Origin of the sequence: Carboxylicivirga agarovorans (assembly GCF_050589845.1) — a bacterium.
Taxonomy (GTDB): domain Bacteria; phylum Bacteroidota; class Bacteroidia; order Bacteroidales; family Marinilabiliaceae; genus Carboxylicivirga; species Carboxylicivirga agarovorans.
In genome coordinates this window covers 16,750-40,248 of record NZ_JBNGPA010000004.1, presented here as the reverse complement: position 1 = coordinate 40,248, position 23,499 = coordinate 16,750, and the positions used below count along the sequence as shown (strand labels likewise).

Sequence of the window (23,499 nt, the reverse complement as noted above, 5' to 3'; positions counted from 1 at the left end):
TAACAGGCATATTATTTCTGCCGTTGACCTTGATTTTGGACGATTATTTCACGTGCTTATATAGTGTATTAAGTGCTTATGAAATGGGAGAACGGCTTAAATATATCATCTGGCTGATAGTTGCGATTTTGTCAATTATGCTGATTTGGTATTTCCGTGCTGTTGTTTCATTTTTAATTGTTTCGGCTGTTCTTTCACTGGTTGCCCGTCCTATCTTTGACCTGATAAAAAAAGTAAGAATCAGATCATGGCGACCTTCCAACGCGCTTGGAGCACTGCTGACGGTTCTTACCCTCTGGGTGTTTATTCTCATCTTCTTTCGTATCAGTGTGCCCTTCATCGTTAAAGAAGTGCACTTTTTGTCAAGCGTTGATCTGGATGCCGTGTTTGAAACAGCTGACCGCCTGCTTGGCTCGCTTGCTGAACCCTTAAAAGAAACTGATTTTGGTAAAGCCGGATTACAGGTCATTCAGGATCAGATAAAAGAAACAGCCCTTACTTTTTTCGACTTTTCAAGACTGCGTGGTATTGCCGCAACTCTTGTAAGCTTCCTGGGGGGTGTTTTTATTTTCGCCTTCAGTGTATCGTTTATCACCTTTTTCTTTTTAAAAGAAGAATGGTTGATCGTGCAGGGTCTCCTGCTTTTTATTCCCAGCCATCACGAAGAAGGAATCAAACATGTCCTTTCCTCCATTAAAACACTGCTGAGGCGCTACTTTATTGGTATCATTATTCAAATAACACTGATCAGCCTGTTTGTAACATTAGGATTAGTTGTTGTTGGTATTGAAATGCAGCATGCAGTGATCATTGGCATGTTTGCCGGCTTTGTGAATGTTATACCATATATGGGACCACTTATCGGGGCGTTTTTCGGATTCCTTGTGGCCCTTGTTGTTTATGTTCAGGCCGCTGTACCACCCGACTTTGTGCCATATATGTTTGGTGTATTCATCGTTTTCTTAATGGTTCAGTTGTTAGACAATATTATTTTCCAGCCTTTTATTTTCTCCGCTAGTGTAAGGGCGCATCCACTTGAAATATTTATTCTTATTCTCGCAGCCGGTTATATGTCAGGTATTATAGGCATGTTTTTAGCCATACCTGTTTATACCATTATCAGGGTGATAGCCAAGGAATTCTTCTTTAATTATAAGTTAGTGCAAAAACTAACGGAGAAAATAAGAGAATAAAAGGTCTGAAAAGTTATATTTGTCCTGCTAAACAATTTAATCATTGATTCGTTATCAATGTTTGAAAGTTTAAGTGTTAAAAAATAACAATAAAATATAAAAAGAATTTGAGGGTTTACAGGGGTTGCAGAGCAATCGAAACTCACCTCGAAACGTTAATAATTGACAAATTATGGTAGAGACTTTATCCAGGTCCCTTTGTCATGGGAAAAAAATCTTAAAATTTTTCGCGTTGTTTTTTATATTGCTGCATTTTGCCGGCATAACAACACTGCATGCAAAGAGTAACGGGCCTGAACCTGATGTTAAAGTTGGAGAGCGACTTTTTTACGGATTAATTTCAACGGGCGATGGATCAAATTCCTGTGTTTCGTGTCATACGATGCATTCTGCTGACACAATGAACTGGAATCCTTCAGCCTTTGAAATGGCTAAGGTGGCCGCAGAAATGGATCTGGCCACATTCAAGGAACATTTGCTGACGCCGTCGGGTGCCATGCGCGAAAAGGTGCATGTAAAGTATCAACTGGATGATGAACAGTTGTTTCATTTACAGGGGTATTTAAAAGAACTGGCAGATACGGGCGTTAAAGATCAACCTTTGTCCATTAATAAATTACTGATATTCCTCTTGTTAGGAGTTGTAATGGCCGTCGCATTGGTTGATATGTTCTTCACCAAAAAGATTCCGTATAAAGCTATACATGTATTAATCATCATTTTTGGTGTTGGTTACCAATTGAAAATTGTTGCGCACGAAGCCATTGATTTGGGGCGTAGTCAGGACTATATGCCTGATCAGCCGATAAAATTCTCGCATCAGGTGCATGCCGGCGATAATAAGATCGACTGCCTCTATTGTCACTCCAACGCTGATGAAGGCAAGTCAGCTGGGATCCCAAGTGCCGGCTTGTGTATGAACTGTCACCAGGTAGTGCGTAATGGATCTAACTCCGGGCAATTTGAGATTGCCAAGGTTGTAGATGCCTATGAGAATAATAAAGACATCGAATGGGTACGTATACACAACCTGCCTGATCATGTTTTCTTTAGTCATGCCCAACATGTTAATGTAGGACAACGTGAATGCCAGGAGTGTCATGGTGATGTTGAGAACATGCATATCCTTAAGCAGGAGAATGACTTGTCAATGAGCTGGTGTCTGGACTGTCATAAGGAAACCAATGTGAACTTTAAAGGAAACGACTATTACAAAACTTTCGAGGCTTTACATAAAGACTTAGCAGAAGGTGTTCGCGACTCTATTCAGGCAGCTGATATTGGCGCTAACGATTGTATGAAATGTCACCATTAATAAAGAAAATCAGATTAAACCCCGATAGCTATCGGGAGCAAGATAAAAGACACAAGACGGGAACTATCTTGATGCTTATGTTTTAACTCTTGATACTAAATAAAACAAATATGAAAGAATACTGGAGAAGCCTTGAAGATTTGTTGCCTGCTGAAGAAGCACCGCAAGAGAAAAAATCTTCGGTTGTACTTTCTGATACAGATTCGTCTAAAAATAGCCGTCGGGACTTTTTGAAGTATTTCGGTTTCAGTATTGCATCGGCTGCCGTATTAGCCGGTTGTGAACGACCTGTTAAGAAAGCAATACCATATTTAATACAACCAGAGGAAGTAAAGCCTGGTACAGCCAATTATTACGCATCTACTTTTTATGATGGGGCCGAAATGGTACCTGTTCTTGTGAAGGTGCGCGATGGTCGTCCCATAAAAATTGAGGGGAATGATCTTTGTCAAATGACCGGGGGTTCAGCTTCGGCACGCGTACAGGCTTCCTTGTTAAATTTATATGATGAGTCACGTCCGGCTCAACCTACATTAGATGGTAATCCTATACGCTGGGAAGATGTTGACGCTAAGTTGACTGAAACACTGGCTACCTGGGATGCATCAAAAGAATTTGTCATTGTAACACCGAGCATCATCAGTCCGTCAACTAAGAAACTGGTGGCTGATTTTATTGGCAGGTATCCGTTTGTGGTACATGAAACGTTTGACGGGTTCTCATATTCTGCTTTACGCGAAGCTTATAGTCAGAGTTTTGGTAAAGCAATGATACCATCATTCCGTTTTGATAAGGCAAAACTGGTTGTTGGGTTCAATGCCGATTTCCTTGGTACATGGTTACAACCAACTGCCTTTGGACGTCAGTACGCATCGGCGCGTAAATTAACAGAGGGACAGCGTGAAATGATGCGTCACATTCAGTTCGAGCCCATTATGACTTTAACGGGCTCCAATGCCGATGAAAGAGTTCCAATGCCTGCTGTTGATGAAGCTTATTATTTAGCGGCTCTTTATTCAGAGTTAGCCAAAAAGTCGGGTAATAATGCGCCTGCTGTAAAAGCCCCAGAAGCTATCGTTAAGGTGGCAAATGAACTGGCTGCCACCCGCGGAAAGTCATTGGTTGTTTCAGGTACCAATGATGTTGCTATTCAGACTTTAGTAGTAGAGATCAATCAGTTACTTCAAAATATTGGACAGACGGTATTGACCAGTATGCCGATTAACCTTTACCAGGGTGATGATAAAGCTTATGATGCTTTGTTAGGACGTATGGAACAAGACAAGGTGGGTGCGATCATGTTTTGGGAAACAAATCCTGTGTATCATGCTCCACTGAAAGGCCGAACGGAGGAAGCTATTAAAAAGGTACCTCTGCGACTGGCTGTTCAATCGCAGCAAACTGAAACATCGCTGTTATGTAATTATCAGTTGCCGGCTCCTCATTACCTGGAGCGCTGGGATGATACAGAACTGGTGAATGGTGTTTATACACTTACCCAGCCTGCAATCCGACCATTGTTTAAAACACGTCCTGCACAAGAGAATCTTATGGCGTGGGCCGGTTTTGACGGAAGCTATTATGATTTTATCAAGTTATACTGGAAAGATAATGTCTATAACTCAGCGATTGCAAAAGGTAAGCAGTTTGAAACATTCTGGAAGGTAAGTCTGCGTGATGGTATTGTTGCTGATGCCGGCAAAACCTCAGATAATCCTGTGTATAAAGGTGCTGATGTGGCATCAATTCTTAAAGCAAATAGTGCAGCCAGATCGGGTAATGACCTGGAGTTGGTGTTGTACAAGAATGTACCTGTTGGAGATGGAACATTGGCTAACAACCCATGGTTACAGGAGTTACCTGAGCCAGTGTCACGTGTATGCTGGGATAACTATGTGTCTGTTTCGCCTGCTTTTGCAGCACTCAGAGGATGGACGCAAGGTGACGTTGTGAATGTCAACGGAGTTGAGCTGCCAGTGTTGGTTCAGCCAGGTCAGGCCCGTAATACCTTGGCGGTAGCTGTTGGCTATGGCCGTTCAAATGCCGGTCGTGTAGCAAGTGATCTGGGTAAGGATGTATATCCGTTTGTGGTGATGAATAATGGTCATCGCTCGTATGTGGTGCCCAAAGTTGAAGCGACAGCAACCGGATCAACCTACGAGTTGGCTGCCACCCAGTCGCACCATTCGATGGAAGGGCGTGCACTGGTACGTGAGACAACCATTGCTGAATACCTTGAGAATCCGGCATCAGGAAACGAAATGCATGAAAAGGTTGAAAAGCTGCATACGACATTATATCACGAGCATGAATACAAAGGGCATCACTGGGGTATGGTGATCGACCTGAACTCATGTATTGGCTGTAATGCCTGTGTGGTGGCCTGCTCGGCCGAAAACAATGTGCCTGTGGTAGGTCGCAATGAAGTACGTCGATCACATGAGATGCACTGGATCCGTTTAGATAGATACTATTCAGGAGATACAGATAATCCTGAAGTGGTTCGACAGCCTGTTATGTGTCAGCATTGTGATAATGCACCATGTGAAAATGTTTGTCCGGTTGCAGCTACTAACCACAGTTCTGAAGGTATTAACCAGATGGCTTATAACCGTTGTATCGGTACCAGGTATTGTAATAACAACTGTCCGTATAAGGTACGCCGATTTAACTGGTATGATTATACAGGTGCTGATACCATCCCAAATAACCGTGTTGATCCGGCAGGTATGACGCTTGATCTGAAGCGCATGGTGTTAAACCCTGATGTAACAGTAAGGGCAAAGGGTGTTATTGAAAAATGTTCAATGTGTATACAGCGTATTCAGGATAAGAAACTGAATGCTAAAAAGGATGGCCGACAGCTGGCCGACGGGGAAATAAAAACAGCCTGTCAGCAAACATGTCCGGCCGATGCTATCACCTTTGGCGATATGAATGATCCTGACAGCAAAGTGTCTAAATTATTAAAAGACGCCCGCCAATATGGATTGCTGGAAGAACTTCACACGCTGCCATCAGTGGTATATCTATCGAAAGTAAGAAATAAAGACAAAAATAAAACGCTAAGCTAATGTACGTATCACCAGTAAGAGAGCCGCTCATTAGCGGAGAAAAGAGCTACACAAAAGTTACCGAGGATATATACGCCCCGATGACCGGTAAGCCAGGCAAACTGTGGTTTGGAGGCTTAACACTAGCATTGATTGCACTGGGATTCGGACTGTTCTCCATCTTTATCACCGTATGGGATGGAATAGGAACCTGGGGATTGGACCGAACCATTGGATGGGGATGGGGTATCACAAACTTTGTATGGTGGGTAGGTATTGGTCATGCCGGTACTTTTATCTCAGCCATCCTGTTATTATTCCGTCAAAAATGGCGTACCTCCATTAACCGGAGTGCAGAAGCGATGACCATCTTCGCTGTCATGTGTGCAGGTTTGTTCCCCTTGATTCACATGGGACGATTACCCTTGGGTTTTTTCATTTTTCCATATCCAAACACCCGTGATGTATGGGTGAACTTTAACTCGCCTTTATTATGGGATGTCTTCGCCATTTCAACATACCTGACAGTTTCACTATTGTTCTGGTACATGGGCTTAATTCCTGATATCGGTACCATTCGTGACCGCCTTAAAGAAGGGATCAAAAAGAAAGTGTATTGGTTTTTGAGTTTTGGATGGACAGGTTCAGCCCGTCATTGGGCCCGCCACGAATCAATGAGTTTGATATTGGCAGGTTTGGCTGCCCCTCTTGTATTATCAGTGCATACGATTGTAAGTTTTGACTTTGCGACTTCGGTCATACCAGGTTGGCATACCACCATCTTCCCGCCTTACTTTGTGTCGGGAGCTGTATTCTCAGGTTTTGCCATGGTATTAACCCTGATGATCATAACCCGAAAAGCCATTAACCTCGAAGATTATATTACCAAGGCTCACCTTGAGTCGATGAATAAGATTATTATAGCTACAGGTTCTATTGTAGGTATCGCCTACATTACCGAGCTTTTTATAGCCTGGTATTCCGGGGTTGTATATGAGCAATATGCCTTTGTTAACCGTGCTTTCGGACCATATTGGTGGGCATACTGGATCATGATGACCTGTAACGTTATTACACCACAGCTGTTCTGGATCAAGAAGATACGACGAAGCTTCGCCGCTACTTTCGTTATTTCAATATTTGTGAATATAGGTATGTGGTTTGAGCGATTTGTTATTATCGTTACATCGTTGCATCGCGACTTCCTGCCATCGAGCTGGAGTATGTATTCACCAACGTGGGTTGAGGTTGGTATCTATATCGGTACTTTCGGTTTATTCTTTACCCTGTTCTTCTTATTCATACGATTCTTCCCTGTGATTGCGATCGCAGAGGTGAAGAGTGTTTTAAAAACATCAACCGAAAAATTTATTAAGAAAGGAAAGTAATCATGGCAGAAAAAGCTTTTGTTTCAGGATATTATCTGGATGATAAGGATTTGGTTGATGGAATCAAGGCCTTACAGGAAAAAAATATTGAGATAGCAGATGTTCGCACGCCTTTCCCGGTTCACGGCTTGGACAAGGTGTTGAAAATGCGTCGATCGCGCCTACCCCGCGCCGGTTTCATTGCCGGTGTTATGGGTGCAACTATAGGATTTGGATTTCAGGCATGGGTCTTTACGGAGGCATGGCCATTAAACTTCGGTGGTAAACCGTTCTTGTCGGTGCCGTCGTTTATACCGGTAACCTTTGAGTTAACGGTATTGATGGCTGCTTTTGCACTGGTATTTGGCTTTCTGATCAGCAGTAAACTGGGGCCGGGAGCCGACAATGTGATATTTGATGAAGAAGTAACCAACGACCGCTTTCAGATCTTACTTGAAGTAAGTGGAGAAAATAGTGAAAAGCTTCAGTCTGAATTACAGGCAGCCGGTGCTGAGGGTGTTAAGCATCATGATGTTTAATCAGGTACGGCTAATGTGTCATCAGGCGGAAGTATTAAGCTTCGGTCTTTGATACAAATTGACAAATAAACGAATTATCAATTCGACAAATATAAACTATGTATAAGTCCTTTGAATTTTCAAAAAAGATAAAATCCTTTTTAATCGCTATGATAGTGATTGGTGCGGTACTGGCCGTAGCAGGCGTAGCGATGAATCTGGATCATACACATCGTATATGGGCAAATGTATTGCTAAACGGTTTCTACTTTACTGCAATCGCCATGAGTGCTGCCTTTTTTGTGATCGTTCACGTATTGGGTGAGTCAGGCTGGCACACGGCTGTTCAACGAATTCCGGAAGCTATGTCAATGTATGTGCCTGTTGGTGGTGTTTTTATGCTACTTGTGCTGGTCGGCATGCACGATATTTACCACTGGAGTCATACAGAACACCTGGATGAGATACTTCAGGGCAAGGCTCCATACCTGAATCCGATGTTCTTCAGTATCCGTACGGTTGCTTATATCATTATCTGGAGTATGTTGGTCATCTGGTTCAGAAAAACATCCCTTAAAACAGATAGTAACGACGATATAAAGCTATTTAATAAGCAACGCAGCATTGCCGGTATTTTTATCGTCATTTTTGCTGTTACCAGCTCAACATCTGCCTGGGACTGGATCATGTCTATTGATGCGCACTGGTTCAGTACGCTGTTTGGGTGGTATATTTTCGTTAGCACCTTTGTTTCAGCTGTATCAGTTATTATCATTCTTTTGTTTGTGTTAAGAAGAATGGGTTACATGGAGCATATTAACGATGAGCATTTGCATGATCTTGGTAAGTACCTGTTTGGTTTCAGTATTTTCTGGGCTTACCTGTGGGTTTCACAATACTTATTGATCTGGTATAGTAACATTCCTGAAGAAACAATTTATTACGTGAAGCGAATTCAGGATTTCGAAGGGGTTTTCTATGCCAATGTAATAATCAACTTCCTGGCACCATTCCTTATTTTGATGGCTCGCGGTACAAAGCGTCAGCTCAACTGGCTGATCGCGGCAGCGGTTATCGTTTTTATTGGTCACTGGATTGATATGTATCTGGCCATTATGCCGGGTTCCATAGGGCATCCCGATTTTGGTATCCTTGAAATAGGTATGACTGTATTTGTAGCGGGTATTTTCTTGTTTGTTTTCTTTACAAACTTTGCCAAAGCACCTGTTGTTCCTGAAAATCACCCATTCTTTAAAGAAAGTTTTGATTATGACAATATTCGATAGAAAGTACTTAACTGCCATCAAGTTGTTTGGCTTTACAGCATTGATACTCATCGGTGTGACAAGCTGCGATAAAGACCGTAACAAACCGGGTTATAGCTATTTCCCCGATATGGAACAGTCTCAGGCATATGAAACATATACGTCTAATCCCAATTGGGAAAATGGGCGTACTAATCAACTGCCTGTCGAGGGTACCGTGCCCCGTGAAATGATACCATTTGATTTTGAAAAAACAGATGTTAACCGAACATGGGCGGGGCAGGAGTTGGAAAACCCCTATACAGGAGATGCAGCGGTTTTAGATGAAGGAAAAAGACTGTATGATATCTATTGCCTGCACTGTCATGGTGATATGGGCGATGGAAAAGGGCATTTATATACTTCGCAAAAGTATTTGTATCTGCCGGCTGATCTGAATTCAGAAAAGATACGCACCAACCCTGATGGGGAGATCTTCCAGGTTATTACCGTTGGTTATGGCGTTATGGGAGCACATGGTGCCCAGATATTGCCTGATGAACGGTGGAAAATAGTTTCATACATTCGTGAAGAGTTACATCCAAAAGCAGATGAGGCTGCAAAGGCCGCTGCCGTTGCTGAGGCCGAAAAAGCTGAAAAGGATGTGCCCGCCGAAGCTGAAACAACGGAGGAAGCGGTAGCTGAGTAATGCCGCTATTCAATTAGTATTGCCAGCTGGTAAAGAGCTGTTATTATAAAGTTAGAAAGCCCGATTGAATGCATTCAACCGGGCTTTTCCTTTTCTCCTGTTACCCACATCTCCCTATTGAGCCATTAACTCGTAACGCTCATCATTGGCTTCAATAAATCCTTTGTCTGCTTCTTTATTAGTGGCTAATATCTTTTGTCTCATGGCTAAGGCATTTTCCAGTCGAATGCGGTAACCGTTCTTAAATGACATCATGTGTGCTTGTTCAAAGCCCATATTCTGAACGATGGTCAGGAACTTAAGAGCTTCTTCATACTCAATGAACTCACCCAGGGTAAACTGGTTAATGCTGTCATATGTATCTTGCTTCAACCCCAGCATGTTGTCTTTGTATTTGCTCAAATCCAAATCCTTGTAGGCACCAATTTGGATGGCAAAAAGAATACCGTCATAATCTTCCTTGGGCAAAGCTGCCCGATGAGTATTATACCTGATCTTCTCAAGAGAATCAATGTTTATGGCTTTTTCAATATATACAGTATCAATAAGGTGACTGACAGATGCGGGAGTCTGCTGACCGGGAATACTGATAAAGCCCTGCATGAGTAAAAAAGAGAATAGTGTGACTGAAAAAACCAGGGTGAAGTAAAACCACAGCCGAAGGTTACTTATCGTATTGGTTTGTTTTTTCGAAATTTCCCGTTGCCGGGATAATTCATCACTTAATGCCTCAACACGAAGCTGCAGCTTGTGCTCAGGTAATGTAGTTTCCGGTAAAGACATTATTTGGGTGTTTAATGTTATTATACCAATATCATGTTGAAACAAACAGTGTCATTTAGCCAGCTTCGGATCTAATCCCCGGATTAGCTATCTCAGAAGGAAAAGCGTTATGCCCTTCCTGCTCCTGATCAGGCATTTTATGTTCCGAAATTAGCAAAACAACTTAAAGCTCAGGTCAATATATTATTGATAACACTAATTTAGATGATAGAATTTACCTTGTAAAGAAAAAGGGGGTGGTATTAACTAACAAGATATTAACAATTTGATTTTTGCATATTGTGCAGGGATTCAAACTTTTCAAGGCTGATAAGGGACGCAGCATACCGCTGATAGGGTAATTTAGTATTTAAAGTTGATCGATGTGCTTGTCCCGTATAAGGTCATCACATCATCAAACCACTCCGGCTTTATGAAATACTTCCAATATTGAAGGGTAGGTGTTTTTATACACCTTGATAAGATCTTCTTTTTTTATCCATTCTGCTGATGCAATATTTTCTTCTGTTTGAGGAACAGGTTGATCAAAGCCAAAATAGTCCATAAAAAACCAAGCTGTCTCCTTCAGGTAATGCACCCCTTTTTGCTCATAAGTGTGATAGGTGGACAGAAGGGGATGACGGATAAGCAGGTTGTCTAAACCACATTCTTCCTCAACTTCGCGTAGGGCCGTTTTTCTGAATGTCTCGCCTTCTTCGCATTTGCCCTTTGGCAGGTCGTAAACGCCCAGCCGGTGAATAATGAGGTATTCATTACCAGGGTTTACTACCAGACCTCCCGCTGCCGTAATAAACTTGTAGCATTTCTTTAGGGCATCAAGCAAAAAATCTTTCTTACGACCATAAAGATAACCGGCCTTTAAATGTTCATTTTGCTCAAAGGTTTCGATAAATTGCTGCAGCTCGTGATGTGATGTATACTTATGCAGAGCATCAAAGTTTTCGGTGAGGTCTGAAGTCAGATTATCAGTCAAAAAAAGAGTTCTATCCTTGAAAAAAACTTTATACATTTGCGGTATGGAAAAATTAGCGGAAATTGTAGCCAAACAGCTGTTGCAAATTAAGGCAATTAAATTGCAACCTGCAAACCCGTTTACATGGGCATCGGGGTGGAACTCACCTATCTATTGTGATAATCGTAAAACGCTCTCGTACCCTGAAGTACGTGACTTTATCAAGTTGGAATTTGCACGTTTAGTGTTGGAAAAGTATCCTGAAGCAGATGTAGTTGCCGGTGTGGCAACAGGAGCCATTGCGCAAGGTGCTTTGGTGTCTGACTCTATCAACAAACCATTTATTTATGTGCGCTCTGCAGCTAAAGGTCATGGCTTAACTAACCTTATTGAAGGGGATTTAAAACCGGGGCAGAAAGTTGTGGTTATTGAAGATTTGATCTCAACAGGTGGTAGCAGCTTAAAAGCTGTTGAAGCCATTCGCGAAGCCGGTGCTGAAGTGTTGGGAATGCTTGCCATTTTTACTTATGGTTTCCCGGTAGCGACTGAAGCTTTTGAAAAAGCAGGTGTTGAATTAACAACTCTAAGCTCATACGAAGAGATGATTCCTTTTGCAAGTGAATCGGGTTATGTATCGGCTGAAGACGTTGCTACTCTTCAGGAATGGAGAAAAGACCCGGCTAGCTGGAATAAATAATTTTACATTAAAAAATACGAATGAGCAAGTCCTAATAAGGCTTGCTCTTTTTCTTAGTCTATTGTTAGCAGACTTGTATCTGTAGGTTAAGAGTCTAATATCCGTATTATTATGACAACATTTGAAAGCGATATAAAGAAAGCGGCTTACCCTGCCGAAACCATGTTTAACTTCTTATCTGATTTTGACCATTTTGGTGAGGTTATTCCCAAAGATAAGATCAATAACTGGCAATCATTTGGTGATAGCTGCCGTTTTTCCATAGATCCGGTTGGTGAGGTTGGCTTGCGCATAGTCGAAAAAGAGTCGCCTAAAGTGATTAAGTATACAGCTGAAGGTAAAACACCATTCAATTTCTTTTTATGGATTCAGCTCAAAGAAATGGCAGAGGATGATACACGTGTCAAGCTGACTATTAAGGCTGATATGAACCCGATGATTAAAATGGTCGCCAGTAAACCCATCAAAAAGTTTCTGGAAGTTTTAAGTGATGCCATTGCCAATCATCAATACTAAAAAATAGGTTGGTAGTTAACTTAAAATATTGATTTACTGATTTGTTAATTCGTTAACTGACGTATTGATAAATCAGTAAATTATGATTAAGAAATTGGTGAATTCGTTTTCCCGATGAAATGCCGGCTTTTTAAATGACTGTTCCCTCCATTTTAGTACTTCTTAGAAATAAGTCCAATCGGTAAAGAGTTTAAACGGCAGAGCACGCTCCTTAATTTTGCTTGTGTAAATCTAATTTTTGCCTAAAAAAACTCAAAATTCACAGAAAAGGTAGTTGTTTTCCCCATATAACTAATTTTTTGGCTCTATATCTTTACAACAGATTTTTTGTTATGAACGATGAAATACCTGTTGATTGAAAATAATTTATCCATTCGTCGGATAGATATTGCCGGCATACAATGCATTATTTTTCGTGATGGTCAGCTCGCCGTGCAAATGATAGATGGGGAGAAGTTATTGCATTGTGCAACATTAAATGAACTTCATAATCAATTGCCGGATACCTTTGTCAAGGTCAATCGTAATGTGATCATTAATATTGACTGTGTGGTTAGTATTCAAAAGCAGTTAAGAATCGTTACCCTCTATAATGGACAGGAGTTTTCAGTCTCTCGCCGTAAAATGTCGGTGCTGATTACCACCTTTAGTCAATTTCTTAAAGACATAAACAGGAATGTTGAGTGAAACGAAATTTCCATCATTGATGCTAACTCCCATTTTTACCACTCAATTTGATATAATTACCGCTCAATGTGATAAACTTACCAAAGTGATTTTCTGTATTGTTTTGTTAGTTAGATTTATAGGTGATAATAGGAATCGCTATACTATAAATCAGTTAATATGAATAAGCTTATTTTATATTTATCAATCTGGACCTTAGTAGGATGTAGTCAAGATGCGTTGGAGCATAATGAACAGCATATAAGATTTGATGAAACGTATTACGCGAATATTGGCAAGCTACATAATGAAGGATTAGATAATGTTTTAGAACAGCTCAAATCCCTGAAACAAAATCAACTTCAAAGTATCTCAAAAGAAAATCTGCAGGCTGAAATAGTTGACGCCTCGATTAATTTTATGAGGGAGAAAGAAGAAATAGACATTTCGCTAAAAGACTTAGTTACGAATGTTTGTGAACAAACGCTTTACTATAATGGAAGAGATAAAGATATTGTTACTAGATTAAAAAAATTGTTAGAGGGTGTAACCGAAACAGATATTCGAAGAAATCATTTTCGACAGTTTGGTAACGTATCTGATAGGCAGCTTGAATATATCCATCGAATGGAGACAATATTTAAAGATCAGAATCAGATGGGTATCATTAAAGCTCTTATTGATTTAAAGGATGAAGTAAATACTGCATTAACAGAAGATGATGCATATCCTATACTGTGCGGTATCTATACAGGTATTTATTCGTTAAAATACTGGAAGGTAAACGCCATTAAATGGCAGATGTCACTGATGGATTTAGAACAATTTGATGCAGAAGATATTGGCAGTTTAAAATCATCATTAAAAGGAAATCCAGTTATATTATCTCAGTTTGTTGATTTCCCTGATGGAGTATACCCTTGGCCAGGCGAACCCACTCTTGCTATTGTTGTTACAAATGGTAAGGTTGCTATTATAAGGGGACCTAAAGGCACTGTCTTTGACCCAGATTTGGGCGTTTTTGTGATGGAAGGATCTGTCAACTTCGATTTGAATAAGCTTTCAACAGCCGATTGGCAAGGTGCAATTGGCGGAGCAATCGGGGGAATGATTTCAGGTGCAGTAGCAGGAGGTGCCGGAGCTCTTCCTGGTGCCGGCATAGGATTTATCGCTGGTGGTATTGGTTCTAGTGCAGCAGAAGCTATTGGACAACTTATCTTTTACTAATTCACAATAAAAGAATCCACATGATAAAGAAAACAAAAAGTGTCATATTATCCGGCATGCTTGCAGGTTTAGCCTATTATATGATGCGATTACTGCTTGAAAAAATGGAATCTGGAAATATTATTTATGGATTTCTGTGTTTAGTTGTTTTGATAATTATGCTTGTGAAAGGTGGAAATGAAATTAATAACAACTACAAGAAAACAAAGACAAGGATTTTGTCAACCATTATCTTACTTTGTATTTCTGCAATGTTCATCTTATCTATTTTGCAGTCATACAATGTGTTGGTAATGCCTGCCTGGTTTATGTTGAGTGTATTTGGAATGGTTTCGGTTTTGTGTATTGTATTAATCTGGCATTTAAAACAATCCGGTCAACTTTTCCACTCATCAAATAGAAACGATAATTTTTTATAGTCTTTTAAGATTTGAAAGGAATGGTAGCTGTTGAAAAATATTTTGTATGTAATAAAAAGATGATAAAGGATGATTATCTCAACTTATTTAATTGGTAAGAATTTATAAGCTTTTTATATGAAACTTTTTGGCAAAATAAGTTCAAAATGGATATTCAATTCAATGGTGGCCATTAATAGTGCAATGTGTATAGCATACAATTTAGTTGCTAATGGGCGCAAGTTTTGTAGTAGATTGATAGATGAACTTAAGGATTTTCTATAGGATAGATATGTTTTTCTTTTACATTTTAGAGGATATTATCAATAGCTAATGCACGGCATGTCAAGCTTGTGATGAATTTATGATGATTATGAAAAAGTATATAAAAGGATTATTACAGTTGCTTTTAGTTTGGATAGTTATACATAGTCTAAATGTTTTAATATTATATTTAGAAACAGGAGGCATTGATTTTGTCAATGTATTAAACTGGAAACCATGGGCCGTTATAGCACTAATTTGGTTTGTATATATATACTTTAGCAACCGAGGTAACAAGGATTAGTATTACATAGCTTATTTGTCTGATATTTGTAATTATTATTTTAAAGGCTATTTTGATGGTAGAAATGACCGAGCCAACATTAAGAAATAAGCATTTGAGTTAAATATGCAATAATGGTTAAATAATCACATGTTTCAAATGATAATGTGTCTGTAAAATGATTAATCCCGGTCATACCGGTGGACGAAGTTTTAATCGCTAGTCTTTAACAAACCACGCAATCAAAATCCGGGTGGTTATATCTTTATTTTATGACTATTAATATGCTCAAAATCAACAGGATTATATTTCTGTTGACAGCTTTTGTTTTTAATATATTTATTGGGGTATTATTAAATTTTATAACTCCTGAAAATGCCATAACGAATCCCTTTGAATCAGAAAATATATATATGTTGCTATTTGGTGCTTTAATAGCTGCACCAATTGTTGAAACATTTATTTTTCAGGCCTTACCTTTTTATATTCTAACTCAAAAAAAATATAAAGTGCCTCGTTTCTGGCTTTATGTCTTCGTGTCATCCATCATTTTTGGAGTTGCACATTTCTATAGCTTATGGTATATAATACGGATCTTCTTTGTTGGAATCATCTTTGCGAGTGTTTTTTATTTGTCGAAACTGCGTCGGGAAAAAGCTATCGCAAATACAATTTTTATCCATCTGGCACATAATGCATTCGCTATTTTAATGTATTTAATATTTGAAGATATTGGCAATTAGTTGTTTATATAACAGCAAATGGAACTTAGATTCTCTTTTCTCTATCCTCCCACTATTCCTCACTTACACCACAAAACTAACCTCCTTAAACGCATACTCTCTTTTACCACCTTCTGTATCAATTAAGGTTATTAATCCCATTTCATTAATGGAATCAATGTGTGCATTAAACGCACCATTCTCATCATTAAAGGGGTGTATACCATTTTTACGGTACAAGGCATTGAAATATTCCTTATTGATGAGGTCCAGTCTGTTTACCTCCAGTTCATGATAGCGCTGTTGAATGTTTTCAAGCAATAGCTCAAGGGTTGTTTCAATGTGGTATTCTTTCCCTGTCAGTTGCTTTAAAGAAGCCGGATTTGGAGCACCTGAAATAAATTCCTCCTGGTTGATATTCAGCCCTATACCTGCTATGCAATAGTCTAACTGAGCGCCGAGAATGGAATTCTCAATTAAAATGCCACAAACCTTTTTATCGCCAACATAAATATCATTGGGCCACTTAATGCAAGCTTCCAGTCCTGCTACCTGTTTAATGGTGTCGACTATGGCCAGTGAAACAAATTTGGAAATGTAAAACTGCAGATGAGGTGCTAAAAAAGAAGGTCTTAGCAATAAACTAAAGGTCAGGTTCTTATTCAGTTCGCTCTCCCAGCCATTGCCCACCTGGCCCCGTCCTGCTGTTTGGTGAGGTGTGATCACAATACTGTGTTCGCTTAAATTACCTTGGTTTACAAGCTTTTTTAACTCGGTGTTGGTGGATGCCAGTTCAGGATAAATTAAAAACTCCGGAGCAGAATATGTCATCATTACAGTTTATTGTGAAAAATTGGCAGCTGATGCGGCTCTTTGTCTATTTGACAAAAATAGGTGTTTAAAATTTTTTAAAAGTAGTATCTTTGAGCAAAAGTATGCTTTCAGGTGTTTTCTTTATAATAACCATGCAGAGCTTTGCAGGCATGCTTTTGATCCAAACAATATAACTGCAAACAAAGCAACAGATAAGAGACGATTGCGAATGAATGAAGAGAATTATTCTGCCAAACAATTAGCAGAAGTCATTGTTGAAGGAATTCAGGAAAAGAAGGGCACAAATATTGCTATCTTGGATTTGTCAAAATTAGACAACACTATCTGTCAGTATTTTGTGATATGTGAAGGCGAAAGTACAACGCAGGTTGATGCAATTGCTGACGGAGTTGAAGATTATGTGCGAGAAAAACTTGGGGATAAACCAAACCATGTTGAAGGCAAAGAGAACGCGCTATGGGTGCTGCTCGATTATTTTGATGTGGTCGTACATGCTTTTCACAAAGATGAGAGAGGCTTTTATAATCTTGAAGGGTTATGGGCCGATGCTAAACGTACAGATATAGAAAACCTATTTTAATTAGAACATAAACAGATGTCAAACGAAAAACCAAATACACCGGGCAGCGATAAGGAAAAGTCGAAGTTCCCGAAGTTCAATCTTTATTGGGCCTATGGTTTAATTGCTGTTGCATTGATTTTGGTCAGCCGAATGGATTTTGGGCAAGGACCGCATAAAATCTCATACAGTGAGTTTAAAAAGGAAATACTTACCGGTGGAGACATTGATAATATTGTAGTTATTCGTAACGAAGGTGTTGCAGAGGTTACCATCAAAGAGGACCAACTTGATAAGTATAAGCATCTTTTTAACGAGAATCTGACTAATACAGGACCGTCAGCGGAGGGGCCGCACTTTACCTTTAACTTATCGACCATTGATAAGTTTGATGAGGCACTTGCTGTTGCCGAGTCTGAACTGGGAGAGAGCATACCGGTTGATTATGAAACAAGAACTGATTTTCTTGGAGAGTTCTTCACATTCATGTGGCCGCTTCTATTGTTAATAGCTATCTGGGTATTTATATTCCGACGCATGGGGGGCCAGGGAGGTGCCGGTGGTGCCGGAAATATATTCAACGTTGGTAAGTCAAAGGCTACCATGTTCGATAAGGAATCGGCCATTAGCGTTAATTTTAAAGATGTAGCCGGATTGGTTGAAGCAAAGCAGGAGCTTGAAGAGATCGTATCGTTCTTAAAGAAGCCGGAAAAGTATACTGAACTGGGAGGTAAGATACCTAAGGGAGCCCTTTTGGTTGGCCCTCCGGGAACAGGTAAAACCTTATTGGCAAAAGCCGTGGCAGGTGAAGCTAACGTGCCATTCTTCAGCATGTCGGGTTCCGATTTTGTGGAGATGTTCGTAGGTGTTGGTGCCAGCCGTGTGCGTGACTTGTTTAAAAAAGCCAAGGAAAAATCACCATGTATCGTCTTCATCGATGAGATTGATGCAATTGGTCGTGCACGTGGAAAGAGTCCTAACATGGGTGCTAACGACGAGCGAGAAAATACCCTTAACCAGCTTCTTACAGAAATGGATGGTTTCGGGACCAATAGTGGAGTGATCATTTTGGCGGCAACCAACCGTGCCGATATCCTTGACCGCGCCTTGATGCGTGCCGGTCGTTTCGATCGTCAGATACATGTTGAGTTACCTGATTTAAAGGAGCGTAAAGCTATTTTTGAAGTGCATTTGCGCCCGCTTAAGCTGCACGATGATGTGGAAAGCGACTTCCTGGCCAAGCAAACACCTGGTTTTTCTGGTGCCGACATAGCCAATGTTTGTAACGAGGCAGCCTTAATTGCTGCTCGTAACGATAAGAAAATTGTTGAGAAAGAAGATTTCCTAAGTGCCGTTGACCGTATAGTCGGCGGATTGGAAAAGAAGAATAAAATCATTTCAAAAGATGAGAAAAAGGCGATAGCCTATCACGAGGCTGGTCATGCAACCATCAGCTGGTTGCTGGAGCATGCTCACCCATTGGTAAAAGTAACCATTGTGCCACGCGGAAAAGCGCTTGGTGCTGCCTGGTACCTGCCGGAAGAGCGACAGTTAACGACAACCGAGCAGATTCTTGATGAGATGTGTTCAACACTTGGAGGTAGAGCTGCCGAAGAAATCATGTTTGGTAAGATTAGTACCGGTGCGCTAAATGACCTGGAGAAAGTAACCAAGCAGGCCTATGCCATGGTGTCATATTATGGTATGAGCAATAAGGTAGGAAATATTAGCTATTTCGATTCATCAGGTCAGTCTGACTATTCATTTAGCAAACCTTACAGTGAAAAAACTGCTGAGTTAATGGATCAGGAAGTTGGCTTAATTGTTGATGAGCAGTACAAGCGTGCCAAACAACTGCTTGTTGAGAATCATGAAAAGCACACCAAGTTGGCTGAATTATTACTTGAGCGAGAGGTGATCTTTAGTGAAGACCTTGAAAAGATCTTTGGTAAACGCAAATTATCTGGGCACGTGATTGAGGAGGATACAGATGAAGATACCAATGATGTAGCTACTGAAGGTCCTGAAATCGAAGAAACGAAAGCAAAAAAAGATAGTTCATCAGAAGAGAATGGACAAGAAGCTTAAAGATAGATCGGATACAGCACGTGAACGAATTCTTAATCGTCTTAAGGGTGCTAAGCAATATAATAACGGACCAACTGCAGATGCGAGTTGGTCCGTTCGTGTTTTTCCACAACCCGATAAGCTATTAGAAACTTTTACTGATGAGTTTAATAAAGTCAGTGGTCAGCTAATTGTCTGCGAATCTAAAACCGAGATCAGACAACACCTGGAAGGTTTGATTGTAAAGAAAGGGTGTCAAAAGATATTTTGTATTGATGATGAACTAAGGTCGATTGTTCCGCTAAATGCATCTTTGATTTCTCAAAGTGAATTTGCAGATGTTGAGGCCAGCATTACGCGCTGTGAGTTTTTAATTGCACGTTCCGGTTCCATAATGGTCAGCTCTGCACAGCAATCGGGTCGTTTGGTAAATGTTTTTCCGCCTGTTCACATTGTTGTGGCCAGCCAAAAGCAATTGGTTCTTTTCCTTGAGGATGCTGTTCGTGAATTAAAAAATAAGTATGGTGAAAACCTGCCATCTCAGGCTACTGTGATTACAGGACCTAGCCGTACAGCAGATATTGAAAAGACATTGGTAATGGGGGCTCACGGTCCTAAAGAATTGATTCTGTTCATTCATAAATAACGTTGATTTTCTTTTTTAGCAGGATATGTTAACTTTGCAGCACTAAAGACGATCAATGAATAATTTCTTACAGCGCACATTAACAGGCATCTTGTTTGTAGGAGCAGTTGCAGGCTCTATATTTGTACACCCAATTGCTTTTTTTCTGGTTTGTATCGTCGTAGCCGTTATCGGTATGCTGGAGCTGGGAAGATTACTGGAACGCAAGTATGGTAAGCTAAATATCTTTGCAGCTCTATTGCTTGGTATCACTTTCCAGGTTTTAGTTTTTCTGGATACACAGGGCTATATTGAACGAAGCTGGTATGTTGTATTAATGCCACTCGTATGGTTACCATTCGTTTATGAACTGTTTAAAGGCGGAGAAAATCCCTTTCAACGCATCGCACTTACACTTTTATTGCCGGTTTATGTGGCCCTGCCCTTATCATTCCTGTTCTTAACCGGATGTATCAATGGTACATTCCAGGCTGCCATATTGCTTGGTTTCTTCATTCTGGTATGGTGCAACGACAGTGGTGCATATGTTGTGGGAGTAACAATTGGGAAGCATAAATTGTATGAACGTATTTCGCCTAAAAAAACCTGGGAAGGATTTATTGGTGGAGTTGTTTTTACAATAATTGCCGGAATAGTTATTTATTCAATAACTAAAATTGCCTCACTTCCGGTTTGGATTGCAGCCGCACTGATAGTATCTGTTTTTGGAACCATTGGTGATTTGGTTGAGTCGATGTTGAAACGAAATGTTGATATTAAAGATTCTGGATCAATATTGCCGGGACACGGGGGTGTACTCGATCGTTTTGATGCAGTATTATTTGCAGCGCCTATGATATTTGCGCTTTTTGTTTTATTTGGATAATTAAGTTTTAAAATACAATGACAATACACAAAGAAGGATTCGGAACAATAATAGTAGTGCTTGCATTTTTGTTGGCAGTTAATACCGGAATTTATTTTTTAGCCGGTATAGAGCTAACTAAATTTACCACTTTAGCATCGTTTATTATTTTCGCTTTGGTACTTAACTTCTTTCGTAACCCAAAGCGTGATGCATTAATTCAGGATGGAGCTATTATTGCACCCGCCGATGGAAAAATTGTTGCCATTGAGGAGGTAGAAGAAGATGAGTATCTAAAGACTAAGTGTTTGCAGGTATCCATATTTATGTCGGTTTTTAATGTGCATATCAATTGGTTTCCGATCAAGGGTATAGTAAAATATTTCCGTCATCATAACGGTCGTTTTATGGCCGCTTATTTACCTAAGTCTTCTACCGAAAACGAACGCACAACGGTTGTGATTGAAAATGATAAAGGCACTCAAATATTGGTTAGACAGGTAGCCGGAGCTATGGCACGTCGCATTGTGTGTTATGCCAAAGAAGAAACGAATATTTCGCAGGGACAGCAAATGGGATTTATTAAGTTCGGTTCAAGAGTTGACCTTTATTTGCCACTTGACACCCGCGTTGATGTGAAGCTGGAGCAAAAGGTAACAGGTCGCCAGACCATTTTGGGCTGGTTTAAATAGAAATAATTTTCACTTATTATAGAGAGCTGTCAGAAATGGCAGCTCTTTTTTATTGTTATAACTCAAAACTTCTGAAAGCTTAGTTTGTTAATATGAGGCAAAGGCTAGATATAAAAAGGATATGTAAAAGATTTATTTGGACTAAATAGGTAATTAAATACTTTTATATATTTTTATCGCCATATTTATTAATGAAACAGAGTCGTTAACAAAATCGAAATACTATGAGTCAATCATTATCTATGACAGGAAATTTGTCTAAATCTAAAGAAGCCAGCTTAAGCGGGGTTTGGCTCTTTATCTTTATAGAGTTACTGCTTTTTGCAGGCTTGTTTCTGTTATACGGGGTTTATCGATATAAAAATGCCGTTGCATTTGACCTGGCAGCCACCGAATTAAGTGTAACATCAGGTGTTTTAAATACCATAATTATCCTTTCCGGAAGTCTTGTGATGGCATTTACTTCTATTGCCATTCGCAAAGGAAATAAGATGGCAGCCTTATTCTGGCTCCTGACTACTCTGTTCATTGGTTTTATGTTCTTGACAAACCGCTATTTTGAGTGGAAGGGACGTGTTGATTTTGGTTTGTTTCCAGGAAGTGAGGAGTTGGCTCGCTTAGGTCATGGTGATATTTTATTTTTTGGTCTTTACTTTTTCATGACCGGTTTACATGCTCTTCATCTTTTAGCCGGATTTGTTGTTCTGATTTATGTAACGTCACAGGTTAATAATAACACCTTAAATGCCAATAACTACTCAGCTCTGGAAAAGGCCGGGGTATACTGGCACCTGGCAACATTAATATGGGTATTAATTTTCCCTTTATTTTACTTATTGTAATTGATAATTAAAGCATATAGAAATGGATAATCAAAATACAGTTTCTTCAAAAACATATATATTCGTTTTTATCGGATTAGTTGTGCTAACACTTATTTCATCAGGTTTAAGTTCATTAAACCTGGGCTACTTAAATCCATTAATTGCCATTGGTCTGGCTGTGATTAGTGCGGGTGTTGTTCTGAATAAATTTATGAATATAAAACTGGATGGCAGTTTTGCCCGACTTCTAATAGCCGGTGTGCTGGTATTGGCCCTTCTGATTTTCTTTGTAGGGTTTGTTGGTTAGGTGAAAAACTTCTAATAACCTGAATCCATGTGTAATTCCCGATCTCAGGTTATAATAATATAAAGCCTCCTTGAAATTACTTTCAGGGAGGCTTTCTGATTTATATCTGGCAGATATTCTTATAAAATCTATTGCCCTGAATTCGGGATCACAACCAATTTTTGGGTCCAGGCGTAAATTTTACACAAACGATAGAGAAGAACTTCACATCTGTCACGCCTCTAAACTGCCATCTGTTTTTATTATATTAGGTTTGGGGTGATTAACTGAAATTTCAGTTTCTCCGTTGATGAAAAATTTAATAATATTATAGCTGTATGTCAGGCTGAAAGCCTGATACATCAAAACTTGGGGCAACGCCCCAAGCACATATATACAATGACAATCCAGGCTGTAGGTCTGGAACATTTATAATGCGCTTATCCATAAACTATGGGGCAATCATTATCACAACTTTATGTCCATCTGACATTTGGCACAAAAGAAAGATATCCTTTTATTTCTTCGGATTGGGAGAGAAAACTTCTGGCATTTATTGCAGGAATTTTAAAGAATCATGATTCTTCCTGTATTGTATCTAATTGTGTTGTAGATCATGTTCATATCCTGTTTTGCTTGTCAAAGAATTATGCATTATCTAAAGTAGTTGAAAATATTAAGAAAGAATCTTCTATATGGGTGAAAGATAATATTCCTTCCTGTCCTAATTTTTCATGGCAAACAGGTTACGGATGTTTTTCAGTAAGTAGTTCAAAAATAGAAATTATATCAAGAGGAGCTTGAGATGTTTTTTAAGGAGTATAACTTGGAATATAAGCT

The 23,499-nt window shown here is 39.7% G+C and carries 24 protein-coding genes; 21 read left to right on the top strand and 3 right to left on the bottom strand.

What is annotated here, in order from left to right:
- Window positions 1–83: 83 nt before the first annotated feature.
- From ACRD69_RS06140 to ACRD69_RS06110, 7 genes are all read left to right on the top strand, one after another.
- On the top strand, window positions 84–1,193 hold the full coding sequence (locus ACRD69_RS06140) for an AI-2E family transporter (protein WP_430814194.1): 1,110 nt from the start codon (window positions 84–86) through the stop codon (window positions 1,191–1,193).
- 232 nt (window positions 1,194–1,425) lie between these two features.
- Complete coding sequence (locus tag ACRD69_RS06135; protein ID WP_430814193.1) at window positions 1,426–2,508, top strand: cytochrome c3 family protein; 1,083 nt, start codon at window positions 1,426–1,428, stop codon at window positions 2,506–2,508.
- A 110-nt stretch (window positions 2,509–2,618) separates the two neighbouring features.
- Complete coding sequence (locus tag ACRD69_RS06130) at window positions 2,619–5,582, top strand: Fe-S-cluster-containing hydrogenase (protein WP_430814192.1); 2,964 nt, start codon at window positions 2,619–2,621, stop codon at window positions 5,580–5,582.
- Window positions 5,582–6,949 (top strand): NrfD/PsrC family molybdoenzyme membrane anchor subunit, encoded by a 1,368-nt coding sequence (gene nrfD, locus ACRD69_RS06125; RefSeq protein WP_430814191.1) that lies wholly within the window; start codon window positions 5,582–5,584, stop codon window positions 6,947–6,949. The genes ACRD69_RS06130 and nrfD overlap by 1 nt, the downstream gene beginning before the upstream one ends.
- A 2-nt stretch (window positions 6,950–6,951) precedes the next feature.
- Window positions 6,952–7,467 (top strand): DUF3341 domain-containing protein, encoded by a 516-nt coding sequence (locus ACRD69_RS06120; RefSeq protein ID WP_430814190.1) that lies wholly within the window; start codon window positions 6,952–6,954, stop codon window positions 7,465–7,467.
- 98 nt (window positions 7,468–7,565) lie between these two features.
- Window positions 7,566–8,732, top strand: a complete 1,167-nt coding sequence (locus ACRD69_RS06115; RefSeq protein WP_430814189.1) for a hypothetical protein — start codon at window positions 7,566–7,568, stop codon at window positions 8,730–8,732.
- Window positions 8,716–9,399 carry a c-type cytochrome gene (locus ACRD69_RS06110; RefSeq protein ID WP_430814188.1) on the top strand — a complete coding sequence of 228 codons (684 nt, stop codon included), beginning with the start codon at window positions 8,716–8,718 and terminating at the stop codon, window positions 9,397–9,399. The genes ACRD69_RS06115 and ACRD69_RS06110 overlap by 17 nt, the downstream gene beginning before the upstream one ends.
- A gap of 114 nt (window positions 9,400–9,513) precedes the next feature.
- Here ACRD69_RS06110 and ACRD69_RS06105 read toward each other — a convergent pair whose 3' ends face one another.
- Both ACRD69_RS06105 and ACRD69_RS06100 read right to left on the bottom strand, forming a co-directional pair.
- Window positions 9,514–10,182 carry a hypothetical protein gene (locus ACRD69_RS06105; RefSeq protein ID WP_430814187.1) on the bottom strand — a complete coding sequence of 223 codons (669 nt, stop codon included), beginning with the start codon at window positions 10,180–10,182 and terminating at the stop codon, window positions 9,514–9,516.
- Window positions 10,183–10,576: 394 nt separating this feature from the next.
- Window positions 10,577–11,155: an NUDIX hydrolase gene (locus ACRD69_RS06100; protein WP_430814186.1), complete on the bottom strand. Its 579-nt coding sequence runs from the start codon at window positions 11,153–11,155 to the stop codon at window positions 10,577–10,579.
- Window positions 11,156–11,198: 43 nt separating this feature from the next.
- On the opposite strand from ACRD69_RS06100, the gene pyrE reads away from it, so the two are divergent.
- From pyrE to ACRD69_RS06070, 6 genes are all read left to right on the top strand, one after another.
- Complete coding sequence (gene pyrE / locus ACRD69_RS06095; protein ID WP_430814185.1) at window positions 11,199–11,831, top strand: orotate phosphoribosyltransferase; 633 nt, start codon at window positions 11,199–11,201, stop codon at window positions 11,829–11,831.
- Window positions 11,832–11,942: 111 nt separating this feature from the next.
- Window positions 11,943–12,347, top strand: coding sequence for an SRPBCC family protein (locus ACRD69_RS06090; RefSeq protein WP_430814184.1), 405 nt, complete (start codon window positions 11,943–11,945; stop codon window positions 12,345–12,347).
- Window positions 12,348–12,686: 339 nt separating this feature from the next.
- Window positions 12,687–13,034, top strand: coding sequence for a LytTR family DNA-binding domain-containing protein (locus ACRD69_RS06085; RefSeq protein ID WP_430814183.1), 348 nt, complete (start codon window positions 12,687–12,689; stop codon window positions 13,032–13,034).
- A 159-nt stretch (window positions 13,035–13,193) separates the two neighbouring features.
- Window positions 13,194–14,240 carry a hypothetical protein gene (locus ACRD69_RS06080; RefSeq protein ID WP_430814182.1) on the top strand — a complete coding sequence of 349 codons (1,047 nt, stop codon included), beginning with the start codon at window positions 13,194–13,196 and terminating at the stop codon, window positions 14,238–14,240.
- Window positions 14,241–14,260: 20 nt separating this feature from the next.
- Window positions 14,261–14,659 (top strand): hypothetical protein, encoded by a 399-nt coding sequence (locus ACRD69_RS06075; RefSeq protein ID WP_430814181.1) that lies wholly within the window; start codon window positions 14,261–14,263, stop codon window positions 14,657–14,659.
- A gap of 798 nt (window positions 14,660–15,457) precedes the next feature.
- A complete protein-coding gene (locus tag ACRD69_RS06070; RefSeq protein ID WP_430814180.1) occupies window positions 15,458–15,928 on the top strand; it encodes a CPBP family glutamic-type intramembrane protease in 471 nt (156 codons plus the stop codon).
- A gap of 63 nt (window positions 15,929–15,991) precedes the next feature.
- Here ACRD69_RS06070 and ACRD69_RS06065 read toward each other — a convergent pair whose 3' ends face one another.
- Entirely contained in the window at window positions 15,992–16,741 is a 750-nt protein-coding gene (locus ACRD69_RS06065) for a biotin--[acetyl-CoA-carboxylase] ligase (RefSeq protein ID WP_430814179.1), read from the bottom strand.
- Window positions 16,742–16,949: 208 nt separating this feature from the next.
- Between ACRD69_RS06065 and rsfS the strand changes: the two genes are divergently transcribed.
- The 8 genes from rsfS to ACRD69_RS06025 all read left to right on the top strand — a co-directional run bounded on the left by rsfS (window position 16,950) and on the right by ACRD69_RS06025 (window position 23,463).
- The gene (rsfS, locus tag ACRD69_RS06060; RefSeq protein WP_430814178.1) at window positions 16,950–17,321 is read left to right on the top strand and encodes a ribosome silencing factor; all 372 of its coding nucleotides are present in this window, start codon (window positions 16,950–16,952) and stop codon (window positions 17,319–17,321) included.
- A gap of 15 nt (window positions 17,322–17,336) precedes the next feature.
- A complete protein-coding gene (gene ftsH / locus ACRD69_RS06055; RefSeq protein WP_430814177.1) occupies window positions 17,337–19,388 on the top strand; it encodes an ATP-dependent zinc metalloprotease FtsH in 2,052 nt (683 codons plus the stop codon).
- Window positions 19,372–20,013 (top strand): LutC/YkgG family protein, encoded by a 642-nt coding sequence (locus tag ACRD69_RS06050; protein ID WP_430814176.1) that lies wholly within the window; start codon window positions 19,372–19,374, stop codon window positions 20,011–20,013. Before ftsH ends, ACRD69_RS06050 begins: the two co-directional genes overlap by 17 nt.
- 55 nt (window positions 20,014–20,068) lie before the next feature.
- Complete coding sequence (locus ACRD69_RS06045; protein ID WP_430814175.1) at window positions 20,069–20,878, top strand: phosphatidate cytidylyltransferase; 810 nt, start codon at window positions 20,069–20,071, stop codon at window positions 20,876–20,878.
- A 17-nt stretch (window positions 20,879–20,895) separates the two neighbouring features.
- A complete protein-coding gene (locus ACRD69_RS06040; protein WP_430814174.1) occupies window positions 20,896–21,549 on the top strand; it encodes a phosphatidylserine decarboxylase family protein in 654 nt (217 codons plus the stop codon).
- A 224-nt stretch (window positions 21,550–21,773) separates the two neighbouring features.
- Window positions 21,774–22,391, top strand: coding sequence for a cytochrome c oxidase subunit 3 (locus tag ACRD69_RS06035; RefSeq protein ID WP_430814173.1), 618 nt, complete (start codon window positions 21,774–21,776; stop codon window positions 22,389–22,391).
- 22 nt (window positions 22,392–22,413) lie between these two features.
- Entirely contained in the window at window positions 22,414–22,680 is a 267-nt protein-coding gene (locus tag ACRD69_RS06030; RefSeq protein ID WP_430814172.1) for a cytochrome C oxidase subunit IV family protein, read from the top strand.
- A 432-nt stretch (window positions 22,681–23,112) separates the two neighbouring features.
- The gene (locus ACRD69_RS06025; protein ID WP_430814171.1) at window positions 23,113–23,463 is read left to right on the top strand and encodes a transposase; all 351 of its coding nucleotides are present in this window, start codon (window positions 23,113–23,115) and stop codon (window positions 23,461–23,463) included.
- Window positions 23,464–23,499: the final 36 nt, after the last annotated feature.

Excerpts from the sequence above, each read along its gene's own strand:
- nrfD (WP_430814191.1), top strand. The coding sequence starts at position 5,582 with ATGTACGTATCACCAGTAAGAGAGCCGCTCATTAGCGGAGAAAAGAGC.
- ACRD69_RS06030 (WP_430814172.1), top strand. The coding sequence starts at position 22,414 with ATGGATAATCAAAATACAGTTTCTTCAAAAACATATATATTCGTTTTT.
- ACRD69_RS06110 (WP_430814188.1), top strand. The coding sequence starts at position 8,716 with ATGACAATATTCGATAGAAAGTACTTAACTGCCATCAAGTTGTTTGGC.
- ACRD69_RS06045 (WP_430814175.1), top strand. The coding sequence starts at position 20,069 with ATGAATAATTTCTTACAGCGCACATTAACAGGCATCTTGTTTGTAGGA.
- ACRD69_RS06085 (WP_430814183.1), top strand. The coding sequence starts at position 12,687 with ATGAAATACCTGTTGATTGAAAATAATTTATCCATTCGTCGGATAGAT.
- ACRD69_RS06070 (WP_430814180.1), top strand. The coding sequence starts at position 15,458 with ATGACTATTAATATGCTCAAAATCAACAGGATTATATTTCTGTTGACA.
- ACRD69_RS06075 (WP_430814181.1), top strand. The coding sequence starts at position 14,261 with ATGATAAAGAAAACAAAAAGTGTCATATTATCCGGCATGCTTGCAGGT.
- pyrE (WP_430814185.1), top strand. The coding sequence starts at position 11,199 with ATGGAAAAATTAGCGGAAATTGTAGCCAAACAGCTGTTGCAAATTAAG.
- ACRD69_RS06040 (WP_430814174.1), top strand. The coding sequence starts at position 20,896 with ATGACAATACACAAAGAAGGATTCGGAACAATAATAGTAGTGCTTGCA.
- ACRD69_RS06080 (WP_430814182.1), top strand. The coding sequence starts at position 13,194 with ATGAATAAGCTTATTTTATATTTATCAATCTGGACCTTAGTAGGATGT.
- ACRD69_RS06115 (WP_430814189.1), top strand. The coding sequence starts at position 7,566 with ATGTATAAGTCCTTTGAATTTTCAAAAAAGATAAAATCCTTTTTAATC.
- ACRD69_RS06140 (WP_430814194.1), top strand. The coding sequence starts at position 84 with ATGGGAGAACGGCTTAAATATATCATCTGGCTGATAGTTGCGATTTTG.
- ACRD69_RS06025 (WP_430814171.1), top strand. The coding sequence starts at position 23,113 with ATGGGGCAATCATTATCACAACTTTATGTCCATCTGACATTTGGCACA.
- ACRD69_RS06105 (WP_430814187.1), bottom strand. The coding sequence starts at position 10,182 with ATGTCTTTACCGGAAACTACATTACCTGAGCACAAGCTGCAGCTTCGT.
- ACRD69_RS06035 (WP_430814173.1), top strand. The coding sequence starts at position 21,774 with ATGAGTCAATCATTATCTATGACAGGAAATTTGTCTAAATCTAAAGAA.
- ACRD69_RS06130 (WP_430814192.1), top strand. The coding sequence starts at position 2,619 with ATGAAAGAATACTGGAGAAGCCTTGAAGATTTGTTGCCTGCTGAAGAA.
- ACRD69_RS06065 (WP_430814179.1), bottom strand. The coding sequence starts at position 16,741 with ATGATGACATATTCTGCTCCGGAGTTTTTAATTTATCCTGAACTGGCA.
- ftsH (WP_430814177.1), top strand. The coding sequence starts at position 17,337 with ATGTCAAACGAAAAACCAAATACACCGGGCAGCGATAAGGAAAAGTCG.
- ACRD69_RS06120 (WP_430814190.1), top strand. The coding sequence starts at position 6,952 with ATGGCAGAAAAAGCTTTTGTTTCAGGATATTATCTGGATGATAAGGAT.
- ACRD69_RS06090 (WP_430814184.1), top strand. The coding sequence starts at position 11,943 with ATGACAACATTTGAAAGCGATATAAAGAAAGCGGCTTACCCTGCCGAA.
- ACRD69_RS06050 (WP_430814176.1), top strand. The coding sequence starts at position 19,372 with ATGGACAAGAAGCTTAAAGATAGATCGGATACAGCACGTGAACGAATT.
- rsfS (WP_430814178.1), top strand. The coding sequence starts at position 16,950 with ATGAATGAAGAGAATTATTCTGCCAAACAATTAGCAGAAGTCATTGTT.